The 17,302-nt window shown below is 63.2% G+C and carries 16 protein-coding genes; 11 read left to right on the top strand and 5 right to left on the bottom strand.

Going from position 1 to position 17,302, the window contains the following annotated elements:
• From rapZ to ilvA, 5 genes are all read right to left on the bottom strand, one after another.
• The coding region (gene rapZ, locus VFF99_RS13745) for an RNase adapter RapZ (protein ID WP_325018794.1) at nt 1-792 on the bottom strand (792 nt) is incomplete at its 3' end.
• A gap of 30 nt (nt 793-822) precedes the next feature.
• Nucleotides 823-1,761: an HPr(Ser) kinase/phosphatase gene (gene hprK, locus VFF99_RS13740; RefSeq protein WP_325018793.1), complete on the bottom strand. Its 939-nt coding sequence runs from the start codon at nt 1,759-1,761 to the stop codon at nt 823-825.
• A 51-nt stretch (nt 1,762-1,812) separates the two neighbouring features.
• A complete protein-coding gene (locus VFF99_RS13735) occupies nt 1,813-2,280 on the bottom strand; it encodes a PTS sugar transporter subunit IIA (protein WP_325018791.1) in 468 nt (155 codons plus the stop codon).
• A gap of 227 nt (nt 2,281-2,507) precedes the next feature.
• Nucleotides 2,508-3,347 (bottom strand): NADPH-dependent 7-cyano-7-deazaguanine reductase QueF, encoded by an 840-nt coding sequence (gene queF, locus VFF99_RS13730; protein ID WP_325018789.1) that lies wholly within the window; start codon nt 3,345-3,347, stop codon nt 2,508-2,510.
• Between the two features lie 93 nt (nt 3,348-3,440).
• Complete coding sequence (ilvA, locus tag VFF99_RS13725) at nt 3,441-4,988, bottom strand: threonine ammonia-lyase, biosynthetic (protein WP_325018787.1); 1,548 nt, start codon at nt 4,986-4,988, stop codon at nt 3,441-3,443.
• 65 nt (nt 4,989-5,053) lie between these two features.
• Here ilvA and VFF99_RS13720 point away from each other — a divergent pair, with 65 nt between their 5' ends.
• The 11 genes from VFF99_RS13720 (at nt 5,054) to VFF99_RS13670 (ending at nt 17,185) form a co-directional block, all read left to right on the top strand.
• Nucleotides 5,054-5,542: a YqaA family protein gene (locus tag VFF99_RS13720; RefSeq protein ID WP_325018785.1), complete on the top strand. Its 489-nt coding sequence runs from the start codon at nt 5,054-5,056 to the stop codon at nt 5,540-5,542.
• Nucleotides 5,543-5,682: 140 nt separating this feature from the next.
• Nucleotides 5,683-9,675 carry an FAD/FMN-binding oxidoreductase gene (locus VFF99_RS13715; protein WP_325018783.1) on the top strand — a complete coding sequence of 1,331 codons (3,993 nt, stop codon included), beginning with the start codon at nt 5,683-5,685 and terminating at the stop codon, nt 9,673-9,675.
• Between the two features lie 3 nt (nt 9,676-9,678).
• Nucleotides 9,679-10,116, top strand: a complete 438-nt coding sequence (locus VFF99_RS13710; protein ID WP_325018781.1) for an HIT family protein — start codon at nt 9,679-9,681, stop codon at nt 10,114-10,116.
• A 21-nt stretch (nt 10,117-10,137) separates the two neighbouring features.
• A complete protein-coding gene (locus VFF99_RS13705; RefSeq protein WP_325018779.1) occupies nt 10,138-10,557 on the top strand; it encodes a DUF971 domain-containing protein in 420 nt (139 codons plus the stop codon).
• A 55-nt stretch (nt 10,558-10,612) separates the two neighbouring features.
• Complete coding sequence (gene ubiE, locus VFF99_RS13700) at nt 10,613-11,347, top strand: bifunctional demethylmenaquinone methyltransferase/2-methoxy-6-polyprenyl-1,4-benzoquinol methylase UbiE (RefSeq protein WP_325018777.1); 735 nt, start codon at nt 10,613-10,615, stop codon at nt 11,345-11,347.
• Between the two features lie 10 nt (nt 11,348-11,357).
• Nucleotides 11,358-12,284: a Tim44-like domain-containing protein gene (locus VFF99_RS13695; protein ID WP_325018775.1), complete on the top strand. Its 927-nt coding sequence runs from the start codon at nt 11,358-11,360 to the stop codon at nt 12,282-12,284.
• 70 nt (nt 12,285-12,354) lie between these two features.
• Complete coding sequence (locus VFF99_RS13690; RefSeq protein WP_325018773.1) at nt 12,355-12,927, top strand: ubiquinone biosynthesis accessory factor UbiJ; 573 nt, start codon at nt 12,355-12,357, stop codon at nt 12,925-12,927.
• Nucleotides 12,928-14,505 carry a ubiquinone biosynthesis regulatory protein kinase UbiB gene (gene ubiB, locus VFF99_RS13685; protein ID WP_325018771.1) on the top strand — a complete coding sequence of 526 codons (1,578 nt, stop codon included), beginning with the start codon at nt 12,928-12,930 and terminating at the stop codon, nt 14,503-14,505. It abuts the gene before it with no gap.
• Nucleotides 14,506-14,509: 4 nt separating this feature from the next.
• On the top strand, nt 14,510-15,121 hold the full coding sequence (locus VFF99_RS13680; protein WP_325018769.1) for a methyltransferase domain-containing protein: 612 nt from the start codon (nt 14,510-14,512) through the stop codon (nt 15,119-15,121).
• A 141-nt stretch (nt 15,122-15,262) separates the two neighbouring features.
• Nucleotides 15,263-16,726 (top strand): sodium:solute symporter family protein, encoded by a 1,464-nt coding sequence (locus tag VFF99_RS13675; RefSeq protein WP_325018767.1) that lies wholly within the window; start codon nt 15,263-15,265, stop codon nt 16,724-16,726.
• Nucleotides 16,727-16,885: 159 nt separating this feature from the next.
• Complete coding sequence (locus tag VFF99_RS13670) at nt 16,886-17,185, top strand: FmdB family zinc ribbon protein (protein WP_325018765.1); 300 nt, start codon at nt 16,886-16,888, stop codon at nt 17,183-17,185.
• The last annotated feature ends 117 nt before the right edge of the window (nt 17,186-17,302 follow it).

The following is a 17,302-nucleotide window of genomic DNA, read 5'->3' as shown; positions in this document are numbered from 1 at the left end:
GTAGACCGAGCGATGCTGGCCGCCGGTGCAGCCGACCGCGATGGTCAGGTAGCTGCGGTTGTCATTCTTGAAGGCCGGCAGCCACTTTTCGACGAAGGTGCGGATATCGGCGAGCAGTTCCGCGACATGCGCCTGCGCGTCGAGGTAAGCGATCACTGGTTCGTCGCGTCCCGTGTACGGACGCAGGCTCAGGTCATAGTAGGGATTGGGCAGCACGCGGACATCGAACACCAGGTCCGCGTCGAGCGGCACGCCGAACTTGAAGGCGAAGGATTCGAACAACAGGGTCAGCGGCGTACGCTCGGTCTCGACGAGGTCCTTGATCCAGGCGCGCAGCTTGTTGGCCGACAGCCCGGATGTGTCGATCACATGGCCAATGCCCTCAATGGCCGACAGCATTTCGCGTTCACGCAGGATGCATTCGGTGAGCGTCGGCTGGTCACCGCCGCCGCCGGCAGGACGGAAACGATGCGACAGCGGGTGGCTGCGGCGGGTTTCCGAAAAACGCGCAATCAGGGATTCGGTCTTCGCGGTGAGGAACAGGACCTTGACGTCGTGGCCTTCATCCTTGAGTTGCTGGATGTCGGCCGGCAGGCTGGCCAGGGAGTCGGCGCTGCGCGCATCCATTGCCACGGCGAGGGTTTCCGCGCCTTCTTCGCGGCGGGTCTCGACGAGTTGGCGCAGCAACTTGGGCGGCAGGTTATCGACGCAGAAGTAGCCGGCGTCTTCGAGTGCATTCAGTCCGACCGATTTCCCGGAGCCGGAAATGCCAGTGATGAGAATGATGCGCATAGGCGGTAATCATACCGCAGTTAAACGATGTTAATCGTTGCCCATGGCCTTCTGCTGCCGCTCCATGAACTCCTTGAGCGTGTCGATGCCTCGCAACTGGAGGATCGTGTTGCGCACGGCGGCTTCCAGCAGCACCGCGAGGTTGCGGCCGGCCTCGACCGGGATGATGACCTTGCGGATCTGCAGGCCGAGCACCTCTTCCGTTTGCGAGTGCAGGGGCAGGCGTTCGTAGTTTTCCTCGAGCGTCTTGCGACGGACCAGGTGGACGATCAGTTTCAGGCGCATCTTCCGGCGCACCGCGGTCTCGCCGAAAATCGTCTTGATGTCGAGCAGCCCGAGGCCGCGCACTTCCAGCAGGTTTTGCAGCAGAGGGGGGCAGCGGCCTTCGATCATGGTCGGCGAGATGCGCGCGAATTCCACCGCATCGTCCGCCACCAGGCCGTGGTTGCGGGAAATCAGTTCCAGTCCGAGTTCACTCTTGCCGAGGCCGGACTCGCCGGTGATCAGCACGCCGACGCCCAGCACGTCCATGAACACCCCATGCATGGTCACACGCTGCGCGAGCTCCTTGGACAGGTATACGCGCAGGTAATCGATGACTTGCGCCGCCGGCAGCGGTGTCGAGAACAGCGGGATGTTGCGCTCGTCGCACACCTGGAGGATATAGGGCGGCGTTTCCAGTCCTTGCGCAATGATGAAGGCCGGCGGCTCGCCGTTGACCAGTTCTTCCGTCTGGTACTTGCGTGAGGTGGGAGAGAGCTTGTTGTAGTACTGGATTTCCTGGTGGCCGAAGACCTGCAGCCGTCCTGGGTGGATCAGGTTCAGGTGGCCGACCTGGTCGGCGGCGGAGCTGGCGTCGCCGGAAATGCGGCGTTCGCCGCCCTGGAAGCCTGCGAACCACCCCAGTTGCAGTGCTTCGCGGGTATCGTCGTACAGCTGTTGGATCGAGAGATTGGTCTGAGTAGGCATGGAGGGAACCCGTTTCCGGGGGGAGGAGGTTTCCTCCCCGGTGAGTTCCGATTATGCATGCACGCTCGGTTCCCACGCAATAATGCGGGAATGGACCGAGGCCGCGTCCGGATCGGTGGCCAGGTGGTTGCGGAAGGTCTCGTCGGAGAACATTTCCGCCACCTCGGACAGGATTTCGAGGTGTTGCTGCGTCACATGGTCCGGGATCAGCAGGAATACCAGCAGCTTGACCGGGAGGCCGTCGGGCGACTCGAACGGAATCGGTTCCTTCAGGCGCACGAACGCTGCCAGCGGCGCCTTCAATCCCTTGATCCGGCCGTGCGGAACCGCCACGCCATGCCCCAGACCGGTCGAACCCAGGCGCTCGCGGGCAAAGAGATTGTCCGAAACAACCGAGCGGGCGATGCCGCAGTTGTTCTCGAAGATCAATCCCGCCTGCTCGAACGCGCGCTTCTTGCTCGACACTTCAAGGTCAAGCACGACGTTCTTGGCCGACAGGATTTTGGAAAGGTTGGTCATGTTACAAAACGGAATGTTGCACCGCACAACGCGTTATTTTGAGTCGCATTATAGGCTTCTCTGCGGGATGTGCAATGACTTAGCTTAGTGTTGCCTAACGAAACTACATTGACGGCGGACAGGGAATGGTTATGCATGATTCAACATTTATCAGCACGGCACGGCGCCACATTCCGGTCGCCTCTGCCTCAGATCGGTAGATCCCCAAATAGTTTCCTTCAAGAAGCTCACTGCCTCGCGTTGCGCATATTCGACGGCCGCTGGCCTGTCGTAAAGTTGGTGCGCCACGGATTGATATCAAGCCCTCCGCGCCGGGTATACCGCGCATATACCGATAGTTTCTGCGGCTTGCACTGGCGCATGATGTCCATGAAGATCCGCTCCACGCACTGTTCGTGGAATTCGTTGTGGTTGCGGAAGCCGACCAGGTACTGCAGCAGGTGCTCCTGGTCGATCTGCGGACCGACGTAGCGGATCTGCACGCTGCCCCAGTCCGGCTGCCCGGTCACGAGGCAGTTCGATTTCAACAGGTGCGACAGCAGCGTTTCTTCCACGATCGCCTCCTCGAAGTTCGCCTTGAGCAGGGCCGGGTTGGGGCTGTACTCGGTGACCTCGATGTCGAGCCGGTCCAGCAGCAGTCCCTCGAGTTCGCCCATTTGCACGGTCTTGAAGTCTTCCGGCATCGTGAGCTTGACTTGCACCGGCGAGCCGAAGCCGTTCGACAAGTCGGTACGCAGCATCTCGGCCAGCGCTTCCGGGGAAGCGACGCGCGTCTGGTTGAACGAGTTCAGGTAGAGCTTGAACGACTTTGATTCAATGATGTTCGGCGTGTCGGCCGGGACCGTGAAGGTGGCGAGGGCAACCTGAGGCTTGCCGCGCAGGTTCAGCCACGACAGTTCATACGCATTCCAGATGTCGACGCCGAAGAAGGGCAGGGTGCCCGCAATGCCGATTTCCTGCCGCTTCTGCTCGCGCGGGATGGGGAACAGGAGCGACGGCGCGTATTCGGCCTGGTAGGACGTGGGTTTGCCGAGCGGCGAGGCTTCCGGCTGGTTGGTGGTTGTCATACGCAAGGTGGCGCGAAGCCAGAAAGAGCAGTCGAGAGGGCCGTGATGTATATGACAGCGGCCGGCCCCCTCGGTTCGGCCGCTGTCGCCTTCTTAGAGGAACAGCTTGTAGACCGGGTTGTCGGTTTCGTCCCAATTGCGGTAGCCGAGGCTGGAAAGGAATTCCCGGAAGGCCTTCATTTCCTTCTTCGGGACCTGCAGGCCGACCAGGATGCGGCCGACGTCGCCACCCTGGTTGCGGTAATGGAACAGACTGATGTTCCAGTTCGGCGCCATGCTGTCGAGGAAACGCATCAGCGCGCCCGGACGCTCGGGGAATTCGAAGCGGTACAGCAGTTCGTCGTGTGCCAGCGGGCTCTTGCCGCCGACCAGATGGCGCACGTGCAGCTTGGCCAGTTCGTCGTGCGTGAGATCCAGCGTCTTGAAGCCGTGCTTTTCGAAATTCTTCGAGATCTTGCCCGATTCGTCACGGTTGGAAATCTGGATGCCGACGAAGACATGCGCGACCTTGTCATCGCTGATGCGGTAGTTGAATTCGGTGACATTGCGCGGTCCCACCAGCTCGCAGAAACGCTTGAAGCTGCCGCGTTCTTCCGGAATGGTCACCGCGAACAACGCCTCGCGCGCCTCGCCGACCTCGGCCATCTCGGCGACGAAGCGCAGGCGGTCGAAATTCATGTTGGCGCCGCTGGTGACGGTCACCAGCGTCTGGCCGCTGATGGGCTTCTTGCCGGCGCGCGAGCGCTCGACATACGCCTTGGCGCCGGCGACGGCGAGCGCGCCGGCGGGTTCGAGGATGCTGCGCGAATCCTGGAACACGTCCTTGATCGCCGCGCAGACTTCGTCGGTATCGACCAGGATCACTTCATCCACATGCTGTCGCGCGATGCGGAAGGTTTCCTCGCCGGCCAGCTTGACGGCGGTACCGTCCGAGAACAGGCCGACATCGGTCAGGGTCACACGGCGGCCGGCCTTGAGGCTGCGCGCCATCGCGTCGGAATCGGTGGTTTGCACGCCGATCACCTTGATGTCCGGGCGCACTGCCTTGACATAGGCCGCCACACCCGCGACCAGGCCGCCGCCGCCGATCGCGCAGAAGATCGCGTGGATGGGCTCGGAGTGCTGGCGCAGGATTTCCATGCCGATGGTGCCCTGGCCGGCGATCACGTAGGGATCGTCGAAGGGATGGACGAAGGTCAGCTTGAGTTTCTTTTCCAGGGTCAGCGCGTGGTTGTAGGCATCGGTGAAGGAGTCGCCGAACAGGACCACCTCGCCGCCGCGCGCCCGCACCGCTTCCATCTTCACCGGCGGCGTGGTGGTCGGCATCACGATCACCGCCCGGCAGCCCAGCCTTGCGGCCGACAGCGCCACGCCCTGCGCATGGTTGCCGGCGGAGGCGCAGATGACGCCGCGCTTGAGCTGGGCCGGCGTCAGGTGCGCCATTTTGTTGTAAGCGCCGCGCAGCTTGAAGCTGAACACGCTCTGGAAGTCCTCGCGCTTGAGATAGATGCGGTTGTCCATGCGCTGCGAGAGCGTCGGCGCCAGTTCGAGCGGCGTCTCGACGGCGACGTCGTAGACACGGGCGGTCAGGATTTTCTGTAGGTAGTCGGTAGTCATAGCGTGATAGTCGGCTGCATGCATTCCCCAATGCGCATGCAGCCCGCCATTATAATGGACGGCCTTGTCGATTCCCCCAACCCGTCCCGATGATCGAATCCGCAATTCGCTGGCTGCTTGGCGTGCTCGCCGTTCCCGACGTCGGGCTGACCTCGGTATTCGTGGTCAGCGTCATCTCCGCCACCTTGCTCCCGCTCGGCTCCGAGCCGGCGGTGTTCGCCGTCATCAAGGCCAACGGCGCCCTGTTCTGGCCCGCCATCGGCGTGGCCACCCTCGGCAATACCATCGGCGGCATCATCGACTACTGGATCGGATACGGCGCCAAGCAGGCCTTCGCGAAGGAGCGGGAAACCCATTGGTTCGGCTGGCTGCAGCGCTTCGGGGCCAAGACGATGCTCCTGTCCTGGCTGCCCGGCGTGGGCGATCCGCTCTGCACCCTCGGCGGATGGCTGAAACTGCCGTTCTGGCCGTGCGTGATCTATATGGCAATCGGCAAATTCCTGCGCTACCTCACCATGACCACCGTGCTCCTTTACATCCCCGACGGTTTCTGGCGGTCGCTGGCGAACCTGTTTTGAAGATATTGCAAGATTGGCACCGTTTTTCGCCGGTTCGACGCATATTTGCCGCATTTAGCCGCATAGGATGTAAGGCTGTTCCGGCCTGGTGCAATGCAATAAGCTAAAATGCCCCTTTAAGGGTCTGTCTTGACATTCTGATGAACGCCCCCGCACACATCCACGCTCTGCTTTCCGACGCGCCCAGTGACATCGTCCCCACCCGACTGCGCGAAATCCCGTACAACTACACCTCGTTCTCCGACCGCGAGATCGTGATCCGCCTGCTGGGCGAGGAATCCTGGCGCCTGCTGGACGAACTGCGCAGCGAGCGCCAGACCGGCCGTTCGGCGCGCATGCTGTACGAAGTGCTGGGTGACATCTGGGTGGTGCGCCGCAATCCCTACCTGCAGGACGACATGCTGGACAACCCGCGCCGGCGCCAGGCGCTGATCGACGCGCTCAACCACCGTCTGTCCGAGGTCGAAAAGCGCCGCCTGGCGACCGAACTGGCCGACGCCGGCGACGCGCAGGCACGCCGCCGCAGCGCCAACGTGGAAATGCTGGTGAAGGCCGCCCGCAAGGCGGTCGCCGATTTCGGCGAGGAATTCCGCCAGACCTACGACCTGCGCAAGCGCGCCGTCAAGGTGCTGGGCCGCTACACCGCCAAGGACAACATCAAGTTCGACGGCCTCTCGCGCGTCTCCCACGTGACTGATGCCACCGACTGGCGCGTCGAATATCCCTTCGTCGTGCTGACGCCGGACGGCGAGGACGAGATGGCCGGCCTGGTCAAGGCCTGCATCGAGCTCGGCCTGACCATCATCCCGCGCGGGGGCGGCACCGGCTATACCGGCGGCGCAGTCCCGCTGACGCCGCTGTCGGCCGTCATCAACACCGAAAAGCTGGAACAGCTCGGCGCGGTCGAAATGACTACGCTGCCGGACGTCGACCGCCAGTACGCCACCATCTACGCCGGCGCCGGCGTGGTGACCAAGCGCGTCTCCGACGCCGCCGAAAAGGCCGGCTTCGTGTTCGCGGTCGACCCGACATCCGCCGAGGCATCCTGCATCGGCGGCAACATCGCGATGAACGCCGGCGGCAAGAAGGCCGTGCTGTGGGGCACCGCGCTCGACAACCTCGCGAGCTGGCGCATGGTCGACCCCAACGGCGACTGGCTGGAAGTCACGCGCATCGGGCACAACCTCGGCAAGATCCACGACGCGCCGGTGGCGAAGTTCAAGCTGGAGTGGACGCACCCGGCCGACAAGGGCAAGAGCAACAAGCCGTTCAAGACCGAATACCTGGAAATCGAAGGCCGCCGCTTCCGCAAGGAAGGCCTGGGCAAGGACGTGACCGACAAGTTCCTGGCCGGCCTGCCGGGCATCCAGAAGGAAGGCACGGACGGCCTGATCACCTCGGCGCGCTGGATCCTGCACAAGATGCCCAAGCACGCGCGCACCGTCTGCCTCGAATTCTTCGGCCAGGCGCGCGATGCCATTCCGTCCATCGTCGAGATCAAGGATTACCTCGATGCCGAGGCGAAGAAAGGCGGCGCCATCCTCGCCGGCCTGGAGCACCTCGACGAACGTTACCTGCGCGCCGTCGGCTACGCGACCAAGTCCAAGCGCGGCGTGCTGCCGAAGATGGCGCTGTTCGGCGACATCGTCGGCGACGATGAAGACGCCGTGGCCCGCGCCGCATCCGAAGTGATCCGCATGGCGAACACGCGCGTCGGCGAAGGCTTCGTCGCCATCAGCCCGGAAGCGCGCAAGAAATTCTGGCTGGACCGCGCCCGCACCGCCGCGATCGCCAAGCACACCAATGCGTTCAAGATCAACGAAGACGTGGTGATCCCGCTCGACCGCATGGGCGAGTACACCGACGGCATCGAACGCATCAACATCGAACTCTCGATCAAGAACAAGCTGCAGCTGCTGGCCGAACTGCGCCGCTTCTTCGCATCGTCCCATCTGCCGCTGGGCAAGAGCGAGGATGCGGATACCGACATCCCGCCCGAGGAACTGCTGGGCGACCGCGTGGCGCAGGCGGCGCAACTGATCGAAGCGACGCACGACCGCTGGTCCTACCTGCTCGGCAATCTCGACAAGCTGCTGCGCGAGGCGCGCGACGAACTGGCCGCCCTGCAGGTCTCGACCACCTGGCTCGACGAGCGCCTGCAGCGCCAGCCGGATGCCAGCGTGTTCAACGTCGTGCAGGACCGCACCATCCGCGTCTCGTGGAAGGCGGAAGTGCGCGCGGCGCTGCGCCAGATCTTCAACGGCGCCGCCTTCAAGCTGATCCTCGACGAGTGCAGCGCGATCCACAAGCGCGTGCTGCGCGGCCGCGTGTTCGTCGCGTTGCACATGCACGCGGGCGACGGCAACGTGCACACCAATATCCCGGTCAACTCCGACCACTACGAGATGCTGCAGGACGCCCACGCGGCGGTCGCCCGCATCATGACGCTGGCGCGCTCGCTCAACGGCGTAATCTCCGGCGAGCACGGCATCGGCATCACCAAGCTGGAGTTCCTGACCGAGGACGAGATCCGCGATTTCCGCGAGTACAAGAAGCGCGTGGACCCGGAAGGCCGCTTCAACAAGGGCAAGCTGCTCAACGACCCGGCCATGCCCTCCGACCTGCGCAATGCCTATACGCCGTCGTTCGGCCTGATGGGGCATGAATCGCTGATCATGCAGCAGAGCGACATCGGCGCCATCGCCAACAGCGTCAAGGACTGCCTGCGCTGCGGCAAATGCAAGCCCGTGTGCGCCACCCACGTGCCGCGCGCCAACCTGTTGTACTCGCCGCGCAACAAGATCCTCGCCACCTCGCTGCTGGTGGAAGCCTTCCTGTACGAAGAGCAGACCCGCCGCGGCGTATCGATCAAGCACTGGGAAGAGTTCGAAGACGTCGCCGACCACTGCACCGTCTGCCACAAGTGCGTGACGCCGTGCCCGGTTGACATCGATTTCGGCAATGTGTCGATGAACATGCGCAACCTGCTGCGCAAGATGGACAAGAAGTCCTTCAATCCCGGCACCACCGCGGCCATGTTCTTCCTGAACGCGACCGACCCGGCCACCATCAACGCCACCCGCGCGGCCATGACCGGCCTCGGCTACAAGGCGCAGCGCCTGGCCAACGACGTGCTGAAGAAGTTCGCCAGGAAGCAGACCAAGGCGCCGCCGGCGACGCACGGCAAGCCGCCGGTCAAGGAACAGGTGATCCACTTCATCAACAAGAAGATGCCGGGCAACCTGCCGAAGAAGACGGCGCGCGCGCTGCTCGACATCGAGGATGACAAGATCGTCCCCATCATCCGCAACCCGAAGACGACCACTGCCGACACCGAGGCGGTGTTCTACTTCCCCGGCTGCGGCTCCGAGCGTCTGTTCTCGCAAGTCGGCCTGGCCACGCAGGCAATGCTGTGGCACGTCGGCGTGCAGACCGTGCTGCCGCCGGGTTACCTGTGCTGCGGTTATCCGCAGCGCGGCTCGGGCCAGTACGACAAGGCGGAAAAGATGATGACGGACAACCGCGTGCTGTTCCACCGCGTTGCCAACACCCTGAACTACCTCGATATCAAGACGGTCGTAGTCTCGTGCGGAACCTGCTACGACCAGCTGGAAGGCTACGAATTCGAGAAGATCTTCCCGGGCTGCCGGATCATCGACATCCACGAATATCTCCTCGAAAAAGGCGTGAAGCTGGAAGGCGTGGGCGGCGTGCGCTACATGTACCACGACCCGTGCCACAGCCCGATGAAGCAGCAGGACCCGATGAAGACGGTGAATGCGCTGATCACCACGGCCGACGGGCAGAAGGTCGAAAAGAACGAGCGCTGCTGCGGCGAATCCGGCACCCTCGGCGTGAGCCGCCCGGACATTTCCACGCAGATCCGCTTCCGCAAGGAAGAGGAAATGCGCAAGGGCGCGGACAAGCTGCGCAACGACGGCTTCAGCGGCGATGTGAAGATCCTCACGTCCTGCCCGTCCTGCTTCCAGGGCCTGGAGCGCTACAACGAGGATGCGGGCACGACCGCCGATTACATCGTGGTGGAAATGGCGCGCCATCTGCTCGGCGAAAACTGGATGCCGGACTACGTGGCCAAGGCCAACAGCGGCGGCATCGAACGCGTTCTGGTGTAAACGATGGCAAAGGAAGCCTGCGAACTGTGCATGCATCCCGGCGGCGAGGTCATCTACCGGGATGATAACTACCGCATCGTGCTGGTGGACGACGAGCGCTATCCCGGCTTTTGCCGCGTGATCTGGAACGCCCACCAGCGCGAGATGACCGACCTCTCGACGGCCGAGCGTGCCATTCTGATTGCCGCCGTCTGGCAGGTGGAAGAGGTGGTGCGCGAAGTGATGCAGCCGGACAAGGTCAATGTCGCCAGCCTCGGCAACGTAGTTCCGCATGTGCACTGGCATGTGGTGCCGCGCTACGAGAACGACGCGCACTACCCGAACCCGATCTGGGGCGAAGTCAGGCGTACCCCTGCCTCCGCCGACATTGCAAGGCGCAGCGCGCTCGTCCCGCGGCTGCGCGAACGGCTGCTCGAGCGTTTCGAGCAATCCCTGCTGTAATCCCTTGCCGGAATCCGAGCTATGGCTGAAATGAAAAAGTCGGGCGCTGTGCCGACATCGCTGACAGTGCGCAAGCAGTCGCGTGTCCTTGAACTTGCCTTCGATTCCGGCGAAAGCTATTCGCTGCCCTTCGAGCTGCTGCGCGTCTACTCGCCGTCCGCCGAAGTACGCGGTCACGGCACGGGCCAGGAAGTGCTGCAGACCGGCAAGCGCGAGGTGCTGCTCACGGCGGTCGAGCCCGTCGGCAACTATGCTGTGCAACTCCATTTCTCCGACTCCCACAATACCGGCATCTACACCTGGGACTACCTGTACTGGCTGGGCGCCAATCAGGCGCAACTGTGGGAGGATTACCTGAAGCGGCTCGAAGCGGCCGGCTTCACGCGCGAGACCGGGCGCGATGCCCCCATGCTCAGCGAAGGACGCGGCTGCGGTCATTGAGGTTTGGCAGCGCCCCGCGCTTGTATAATGCGGCTTGGACAAACAAGGCCGTGCCATGACGAATACAACGCATTTCGGTTTCGAAACCATTCCCGAAGACCAGAAGGTCGAGAAAGTCGCCCAGGTTTTTCATTCCGTCGCCGCCAAGTACGACGTGATGAACGACCTCATGTCGGGCGGGCTGCACCGGCTCTGGAAAACCTTCACCATCGCTCAGGCGGGTGTGCGTCCCGGCTTCAAAGTACTGGACATTGCCGGCGGCACCGGCGACCTGGCCAAGGCGTTCGCGAAACAGGCCGGCCCCAGCGGGGAAGTATGGCTCACCGACATCAACGAATCGATGCTGCGCGTCGGCCGCGACCGCCTGTTGAACAAGGGCATGGTCACCCCCACCTTGCTGTGTGACGCCGAGAAGCTGCCGTTTCCCAGCAACTACTTCGATCGGGTTTCTGTTGCCTTCGGCCTGCGCAACATGACCCACAAGGACCAGGCGCTGGCAGAAATGCAGCGCGTTCTCAAGCCGGGCGGGAAACTTCTCGTGCTGGAGTTCTCCAAGGTATGGGAGCCGCTGCAAAAACCGTACGACGTATATTCATTCTCGGTGCTGCCGTGGCTGGGCAAGAAGGTCGCCAACGATTCCGAAAGCTACCGTTACCTTGCCGAGTCGATCCGCATGCATCCGGACCAGGAAACCCTGAAGCGCATGATGCAGGATGCCGGGCTGGAGCGTGTGGACTATTACAACCTCACGGCCGGTGTGGCCGCGTTGCACACCGGGATCAAGCTGTAAGGAGAGTGTCATGAAGAAATTCCTCGTCGCACTGATGGTTGCCCTCAGTGCCGCCTCGATGGTGGTTTCCGAGGCGGAAGCCAAACGCATGGGCGGCGGCGGCTCGTTCGGCCGCCAGTCGCAAGGCATTAGCCGCCAGCAGCCGATGCAGTCGCCCAACCAGGCGGCCAACCCGAGCCAGGCGCAGCCTGCCGCTCCCGCTGCCGCACCGCAGGCCGCTCCGGCACGTCCGGCCAGCCCGTGGCGCAACATCCTCGGCGGCGCCTTGCTCGGCCTCGGCCTGGGCGCCTTGCTCTCCCATCTGGGCATCGGCGGCGCGCTCGCCAACATCATCGGCACGGTCTTGATGATCGCCTTGCTGGCGCTGGCCGTGATGTTCATCCTGCGCCTCGTGCGCGGCAAGAACGGCCCCAGCCAGGGTGCAAAGCCCGCTTATGCCGGCGCCGGTGCCGGTCCGAGCCCCACCATGCGCACGCCGGAGATCGGCTCGCGCCTTGAGCCGCGGCCCCAGCCTGCTGCATTCCAGGCGGACCAGGTGCCCGCAACCGCCAGCACGGTAAACGTGCCCGCAGACTTCGACGTGGCCGGCTTCCTGCGTCACGCAAAGACGTATTTAATCCGTCTGCAGGCGGCGTGGGACCGGGCCGACGTGAACGACATCCGCGAATTCTCGACCCCGGAAATGTTCGGCGAACTGCGCCTGCAATTGCAGGAGCGCGGTGCCTCGGCGAATCATACCGACGTGGTGTCGCTGGATGCGGAACTGCTCGCACTGCAGCAGGTGGGCGATGAATACCATGCCAGCGTGAAGTTCGCCGGCATGATCAGGGAAGCCGAAAATGCCCCGGTCGAGCCCTTCGCCGAGGTGTGGAACCTGAACAAACCGGTGGCGGGTCAGGGTGGCTGGGTCCTTGCCGGTATCCAACAATTATCCTGAAACAACGCTTCCTGAACTGGTAAACTGGAGGCCGCCCGTGGATCGTCACGGGCGGTTTTATTTTGTGAACATGATTTCACCTGTCTCCGCCGCGATCAATCATTTGCTCGCCCGCGAACCCTGGGCGCGGGAAAAGCTTGCCCGGCACGCCGGCAAGGTGGCCGTGTTCGACGCCGGTCTGGTGGCGCTGCGCCTGAAGGCCGGCGCCGACGGCATGGTCGAGGACGCCACGGCTGACGAGCCGCAGAACGTCACGATCCGCGTCAAGCTGTCGGACCTTCCGGTCATCCTCCAGAACCGCGAACACGCGTTTTCCTATGTGCAGATCGAGGGCGACGCCGACTTCGCCAATGCCGTTTCGCAATTGAGCGAGAACCTGCGCTGGGAGGCGGAAGAGGACCTGGCCAAACTGGTGGGCGACGCCGCCGCCGTGCGCATCGCCGGCACCGCGCGCAGCATGCTCTCTGCGGCAAAGACCACACAGCAGAAGCTGGTGGAGAACGTCGCCGAATATTTCCTCGAAGAGAATCCGGTGCTGGTGCGGCCGCAGGCCGTGAACGACTTCTCCAGCGAAGTGACCCGCCTGCGCGACGATGTCGAGCGCCTGGCCAAGCGCATCGAAAAACTCAAGGAAAGCCGCTAAATGCTGTTCAAATCCCTGCGGCTATTCAAGATCATCCGTGTTGCAATCCGCTATGGCCTGGACAACATCGCCATTTCAACACTCGACCGGCCGGGCATCAGCAGGCTGATCGACGCCTTCTTCTTCTGGCGCGACATCTCCGCGCCGCGTGGCGTGCGGCTGCGGCAGGCGCTGGAAGACCTCGGGCCGATCTTCGTCAAGTTCGGCCAGGTGCTGTCCACGCGGCGCGATCTGATGCCGCCCGACATCGCCGACGAACTGGCGAAACTGCAGGACCGCGTGCCGCCGTTCCCGACCGATCTGGCCATCGAGCAGATCGTCAAGTCGCTCGGTGCGCATCCCGATCGCCTGTTCGCCGAGTTCGAGCGCGAGCCGGTAGCCTCGGCATCGATTGCGCAAGTCCATTTCGCCAAGCTGAAGGACGGCACGGAAGTCGCGGTCAAGGTGCTGCGCCCGGGCATGAAGCGCTCCATCGAAAGCGATATCGCGCTGATGAAGCTTGCGGCAAGCTGGGTCGAGCGGCTCTGGGCCGACGGCCGCCGGCTCAAGCCGAAGGAAGTCGTCGCCGAGTTCGACAAGTACCTGCATGACGAGCTGGACCTGATGCGCGAAGCGGCCAACGCCAGCCAGCTGCGCCGCAACTTCCTGCAGTCGCAGCTGCTGATCGTGCCGGAAATGTTCTGGGATTACTGCTCCACCTCGGTGATCGTGATGGAGCGCATGCACGGCATCCCGATCTCTCAGACGGCCAGGCTGGTGGCAGCGGGCGTCGACATGAAAAAGCTGTCCAGCGACGGCGTCGAAATCTTTTTCACCCAGGTGTTCCGCGACGGCTTCTTCCACGCCGACATGCATCCGGGGAACATCCTCGTGTCCATCGATCCGAAGACCTTCGGACGGTACATCGCGCTGGACTTCGGCATTGTCGGAACGCTCACCGACTATGACAAGGATTACCTGTCGCAGAACTTCCTTGCCTTCTTCCGCCGCGATTACAAGCGCGTGGCGGAAGCACACATCGAATCCGGCTGGGCGCCGAAGGAAACGCGCGTCGACGAGCTCGAGGCCGCGGTGCGCGCCTGCTGCGAACCGATCTTCGACCGCCCCCTGCGCGACATTTCGTTCGGGCAGGTGCTGCTGCGCCTGTTCCAGACCTCGCGCCGTTTCAACGTCGAGGTGCAGCCGCAGCTCGTGCTGCTGCAAAAGACGCTGCTTAACATCGAGGGTCTCGGCCGCCAGCTCGACCCCGACCTCGACCTGTGGAAGACCGCCAAGCCCTACCTCGAACGCTGGATGGACGAGCAGGTCGGCTGGCGCGGCATGGTCGCCCGCTTCAAGGAAGAGGCCACGCATTACAACAAGATCATTCCGGAAATCCCGCGCCTGCTGCACCACGCACTGTTGAAGCAGTCGGAGGAGCCGCAGCACAATGCCGATCTGCTCAAGCAGCTGGTCGACGAGCAGAGGCGCACCAATCGCCTGCTCGGCTTCCTCGTGTTCTTCGGCGGCGGTCTCGCCGGCGGCATCATCCTCGCGCAGATCATGCTGCGCTGGTACCAGCTCATGCATTGGTGGTAAGGCCATGTCCGCTCCCAGCTTCGAAACCCGCGACCCGACCGTTCCCGATTTCTGGAGCGAGCGCTTCGAACACGGCTTCATGCCCTGGGACCGCGGCGGCGTCCCGGCACGCCTGCTGCGCTTCGTCGCCGAGGCCGGCCGGCCCTACGTCACGCTCATCCCCGGCTGCGGAACCGGGTACGAAGTGGGCGCCCTGTCGCAGGCCGGCTGGGACGTGACGGCAATCGATTTTTCCGGCGCTGCCGTCGAGGCAGCGCGCAAAGTCCTCGGGCCCTGGGGCAACCGGGTGGTCGAAGCCGACTTCTTCACGTTCGCGCCTGCCCAACCGGTCGAACTCATTTACGAGCGCGCATTCTTCTGCGCCTTGCCGCCGCGCATGCGCGGTGCCATTGCCGAGCGCTGGGCCGCATTGCTGCCGCCGGGCGGCCTTCTCGCCGGCTTCTTCTTTTTCGACGATGCCCCCAAGGGCCCGCCCTTCGGCATTACCCGCGACGAACTGGACGCGCTGCTTGCGCCCGACTTCGAATGCATCGCGGACGAGGCCGTCGCCGATTCCCTTCCGGTCTTTGCCGGCAAGGAGCGCTGGCAGGTGTGGCGCCGCCGTACTGCTGCGTAGTTCGCACACTCATTGCTTTTTTCCCTTGCACCGGCGTTCGGGCCGGCATCTGCGGATATAATCGCGGAAAAATTTGCCGGCCAGACGCAATAGCTGCACGCGCCACAGGCAAGCGATCTCCAATCATGCGGAGCAGACAACATGGACTACACACTGATAACCTTCGTCGTGCTGTACTTGCTGGGCACGCTCGCGCTGGGTGTCTGGGCGGGTACGCGCATCAAGAACACCAGCGACTTCGCGGTGGCCGGACGCAGCCTGCCGCTGATCATGGTCGTGACGACAACGTTCGCTACCTGGTTCGGTGCCGAGACCGTGATGGGGATTCCCGCCAAGTTCGTGCAGGGCGGCCTGAACGCCATCGTCGAAGACCCGTTCGGCGCGGGCACCTGCCTGATCCTGGTCGGCATGTTCTTCGCGACCAAGCTCTACAAGCAGAACCTGCTGACCATCGGCGACTTCTACCGCAACCGTTACGGCAAGGGCATCGAAGTGTTTTGTTCGGTTGCCATCATCCTGAGCTACCTCGGGTGGGTGGCGGCGCAGATCACCGCCCTCGGACTGGTGTTTACCGTGCTGACCAACGGCGCCATGTCGGAGACGGCCGGGATGATCGTCGGCACGCTCGCGGTGCTTATCTATGTGGTGATCGGCGGCTTCCTCGCCGTGGCCTGGACCGATTTCATCCAGATGATCGTGCTGGTGATCGGCCTGAGCATCATCGCCTTCTTCTCGGCCGACCTCGCCGGCGGCTCGGACAAGGTGTTCGCCGTCGCGGCACAGGCCGACCTCTGGAAATTCTTCCCGGAACCGACCTTCACCGAGATTGCCTTCTTCATCGGCGCCGCCTTGACGATGATGCTCGGCAGTATTCCCCAGCAGGACGTGTTCCAGCGCGTGATGTCGGCCAAGGATGCGCCGACGGCACGCACCGGCGCCATCATCGGCGGCGCCAGCTACATCCTGTTTGCGTTCGTGCCCATGTTCATCGTCACCAGTGCCGTCGTGGTCATGGGCGAGAGCGCGCTCGAGATCGCCAAGGACGATTACCAGCGCCTGCTGCCGACCTTCATCATGACGAAAATGCCGCTGATCATGCAGATCCTCTTCTTCGGCGCGCTGGTGTCGGCGATCAAGAGCACCTCGTCGGCCACGCTGCTCGCCCCCTCGACCAGCTTCGTCGAGAACATCCTGAAGAACCTGCGCCCGCACATGAGCGACCGCCAGCAACTGTTCGCCATGCGCTGCACCCTGGTGGTGTTCGCGGCGCTGGTGCTGTCGTATGCGATCGCAATGAAAGGCACCTCCATCTATGACCTGGTTTCCACCGCCTACCAGGTGACCCTGGTCGGCGCCTTCGTGCCGCTGGTCACGGGCCTGTACTGGAAGCGCGCAACCACCCAGGGCGCCATCTTCTCGGTCGGCGCCGGCATCGCCACCTGGATCCTGTTCTTCCCGCAGCTCACCACGCTGGGCGAGCATTTCCCGGGGCAACTCGCCGGCCTGATCGCCGCTTTCGCCGGCATGCTTGCCGGTTCGCTGATGCCGCAGGTCTTGAAGAACCGGCACGAACCGCATCATTCCGCCCAAGGCGCGCACGGCTGACCGCCTGCTTGTTGAATCGTCGGCAACTTCGGACGGCTGGTTTCCCGCAATGGGACCGGCCGTTTCCCTTTTCCGCCGCAGGCTTTCCCCGATGCACGCAAAATCCCCCTAAAAACCTTTATAATTCAGGGTTTTGGATGATTTTTGCGAGAGGTTCCCATGCCTATTTATGCTTATCGCTGCGAGACATGCGGTTTCGCCAAAGATGTACTGCAAAAACTGTCCGACGCGCCCCTGACGGATTGCCCGTCGTGCGGGAAGGGCAGCTTCAAGAAACAAGTCACCGCCGCCGGCTTCCAGCTCAAGGGCACCGGCTGGTATGCCACTGATTTCCGCAACAACGGTTCGTCCGCCTCCACGGCGAGCAAGCCGGCGGCAGCCGAAGCCAGCTGCGGCACCGAAGGCTGCGGCACCGGCGGCTGTGCCGCCAATGCCGGCAGCGCGACGTCCGCGGCATAACGGCGATCACGACCACCGAGCACGCTCCAAGCCCTAGAACACCATGCGCAAATATTTCGTCACCGGCCTGCTGGTCCTGGTTCCCCTGGCGATCACCCTCTGGGTGCTGAACCTGAT

It is taken from the genome of Noviherbaspirillum sp. (genome assembly GCF_035654295.1).
Classification (GTDB): Bacteria; Pseudomonadota; Gammaproteobacteria; order Burkholderiales; family Burkholderiaceae_D; genus Noviherbaspirillum.
The sequence above is the reverse complement of the archived record's forward strand: the minus strand, read 5'-3'. Positions and strand labels throughout refer to the sequence as shown.

Bases quoted from the DNA above. Each gene is read 5' to 3' on its own strand.
- ubiB (WP_325018771.1), top strand. From the start codon at position 12,928: ATGCTGTTCAAATCCCTGCGGCTATTCAAGATCATCCGTGTTGCAATC.
- ubiE (WP_325018777.1), top strand. From the start codon at position 10,613: ATGACGAATACAACGCATTTCGGTTTCGAAACCATTCCCGAAGACCAG.
- ilvA (WP_325018787.1), bottom strand. From the start codon at position 4,988: ATGCATGCAGCCGACTATCACGCTATGACTACCGACTACCTACAGAAA.
- hprK (WP_325018793.1), bottom strand. From the start codon at position 1,761: ATGCCTACTCAGACCAATCTCTCGATCCAACAGCTGTACGACGATACC.
- VFF99_RS13690 (WP_325018773.1), top strand. From the start codon at position 12,355: ATGATTTCACCTGTCTCCGCCGCGATCAATCATTTGCTCGCCCGCGAA.
- VFF99_RS13710 (WP_325018781.1), top strand. From the start codon at position 9,679: ATGGCAAAGGAAGCCTGCGAACTGTGCATGCATCCCGGCGGCGAGGTC.
- VFF99_RS13715 (WP_325018783.1), top strand. From the start codon at position 5,683: ATGAACGCCCCCGCACACATCCACGCTCTGCTTTCCGACGCGCCCAGT.
- VFF99_RS13735 (WP_325018791.1), bottom strand. From the start codon at position 2,280: ATGACCAACCTTTCCAAAATCCTGTCGGCCAAGAACGTCGTGCTTGAC.
- VFF99_RS13695 (WP_325018775.1), top strand. From the start codon at position 11,358: ATGAAGAAATTCCTCGTCGCACTGATGGTTGCCCTCAGTGCCGCCTCG.
- VFF99_RS13705 (WP_325018779.1), top strand. From the start codon at position 10,138: ATGGCTGAAATGAAAAAGTCGGGCGCTGTGCCGACATCGCTGACAGTG.
- VFF99_RS13670 (WP_325018765.1), top strand. From the start codon at position 16,886: ATGCCTATTTATGCTTATCGCTGCGAGACATGCGGTTTCGCCAAAGAT.
- VFF99_RS13675 (WP_325018767.1), top strand. From the start codon at position 15,263: ATGGACTACACACTGATAACCTTCGTCGTGCTGTACTTGCTGGGCACG.
- VFF99_RS13680 (WP_325018769.1), top strand. From the start codon at position 14,510: ATGTCCGCTCCCAGCTTCGAAACCCGCGACCCGACCGTTCCCGATTTC.
- VFF99_RS13720 (WP_325018785.1), top strand. From the start codon at position 5,054: ATGATCGAATCCGCAATTCGCTGGCTGCTTGGCGTGCTCGCCGTTCCC.
- queF (WP_325018789.1), bottom strand. From the start codon at position 3,347: ATGACAACCACCAACCAGCCGGAAGCCTCGCCGCTCGGCAAACCCACG.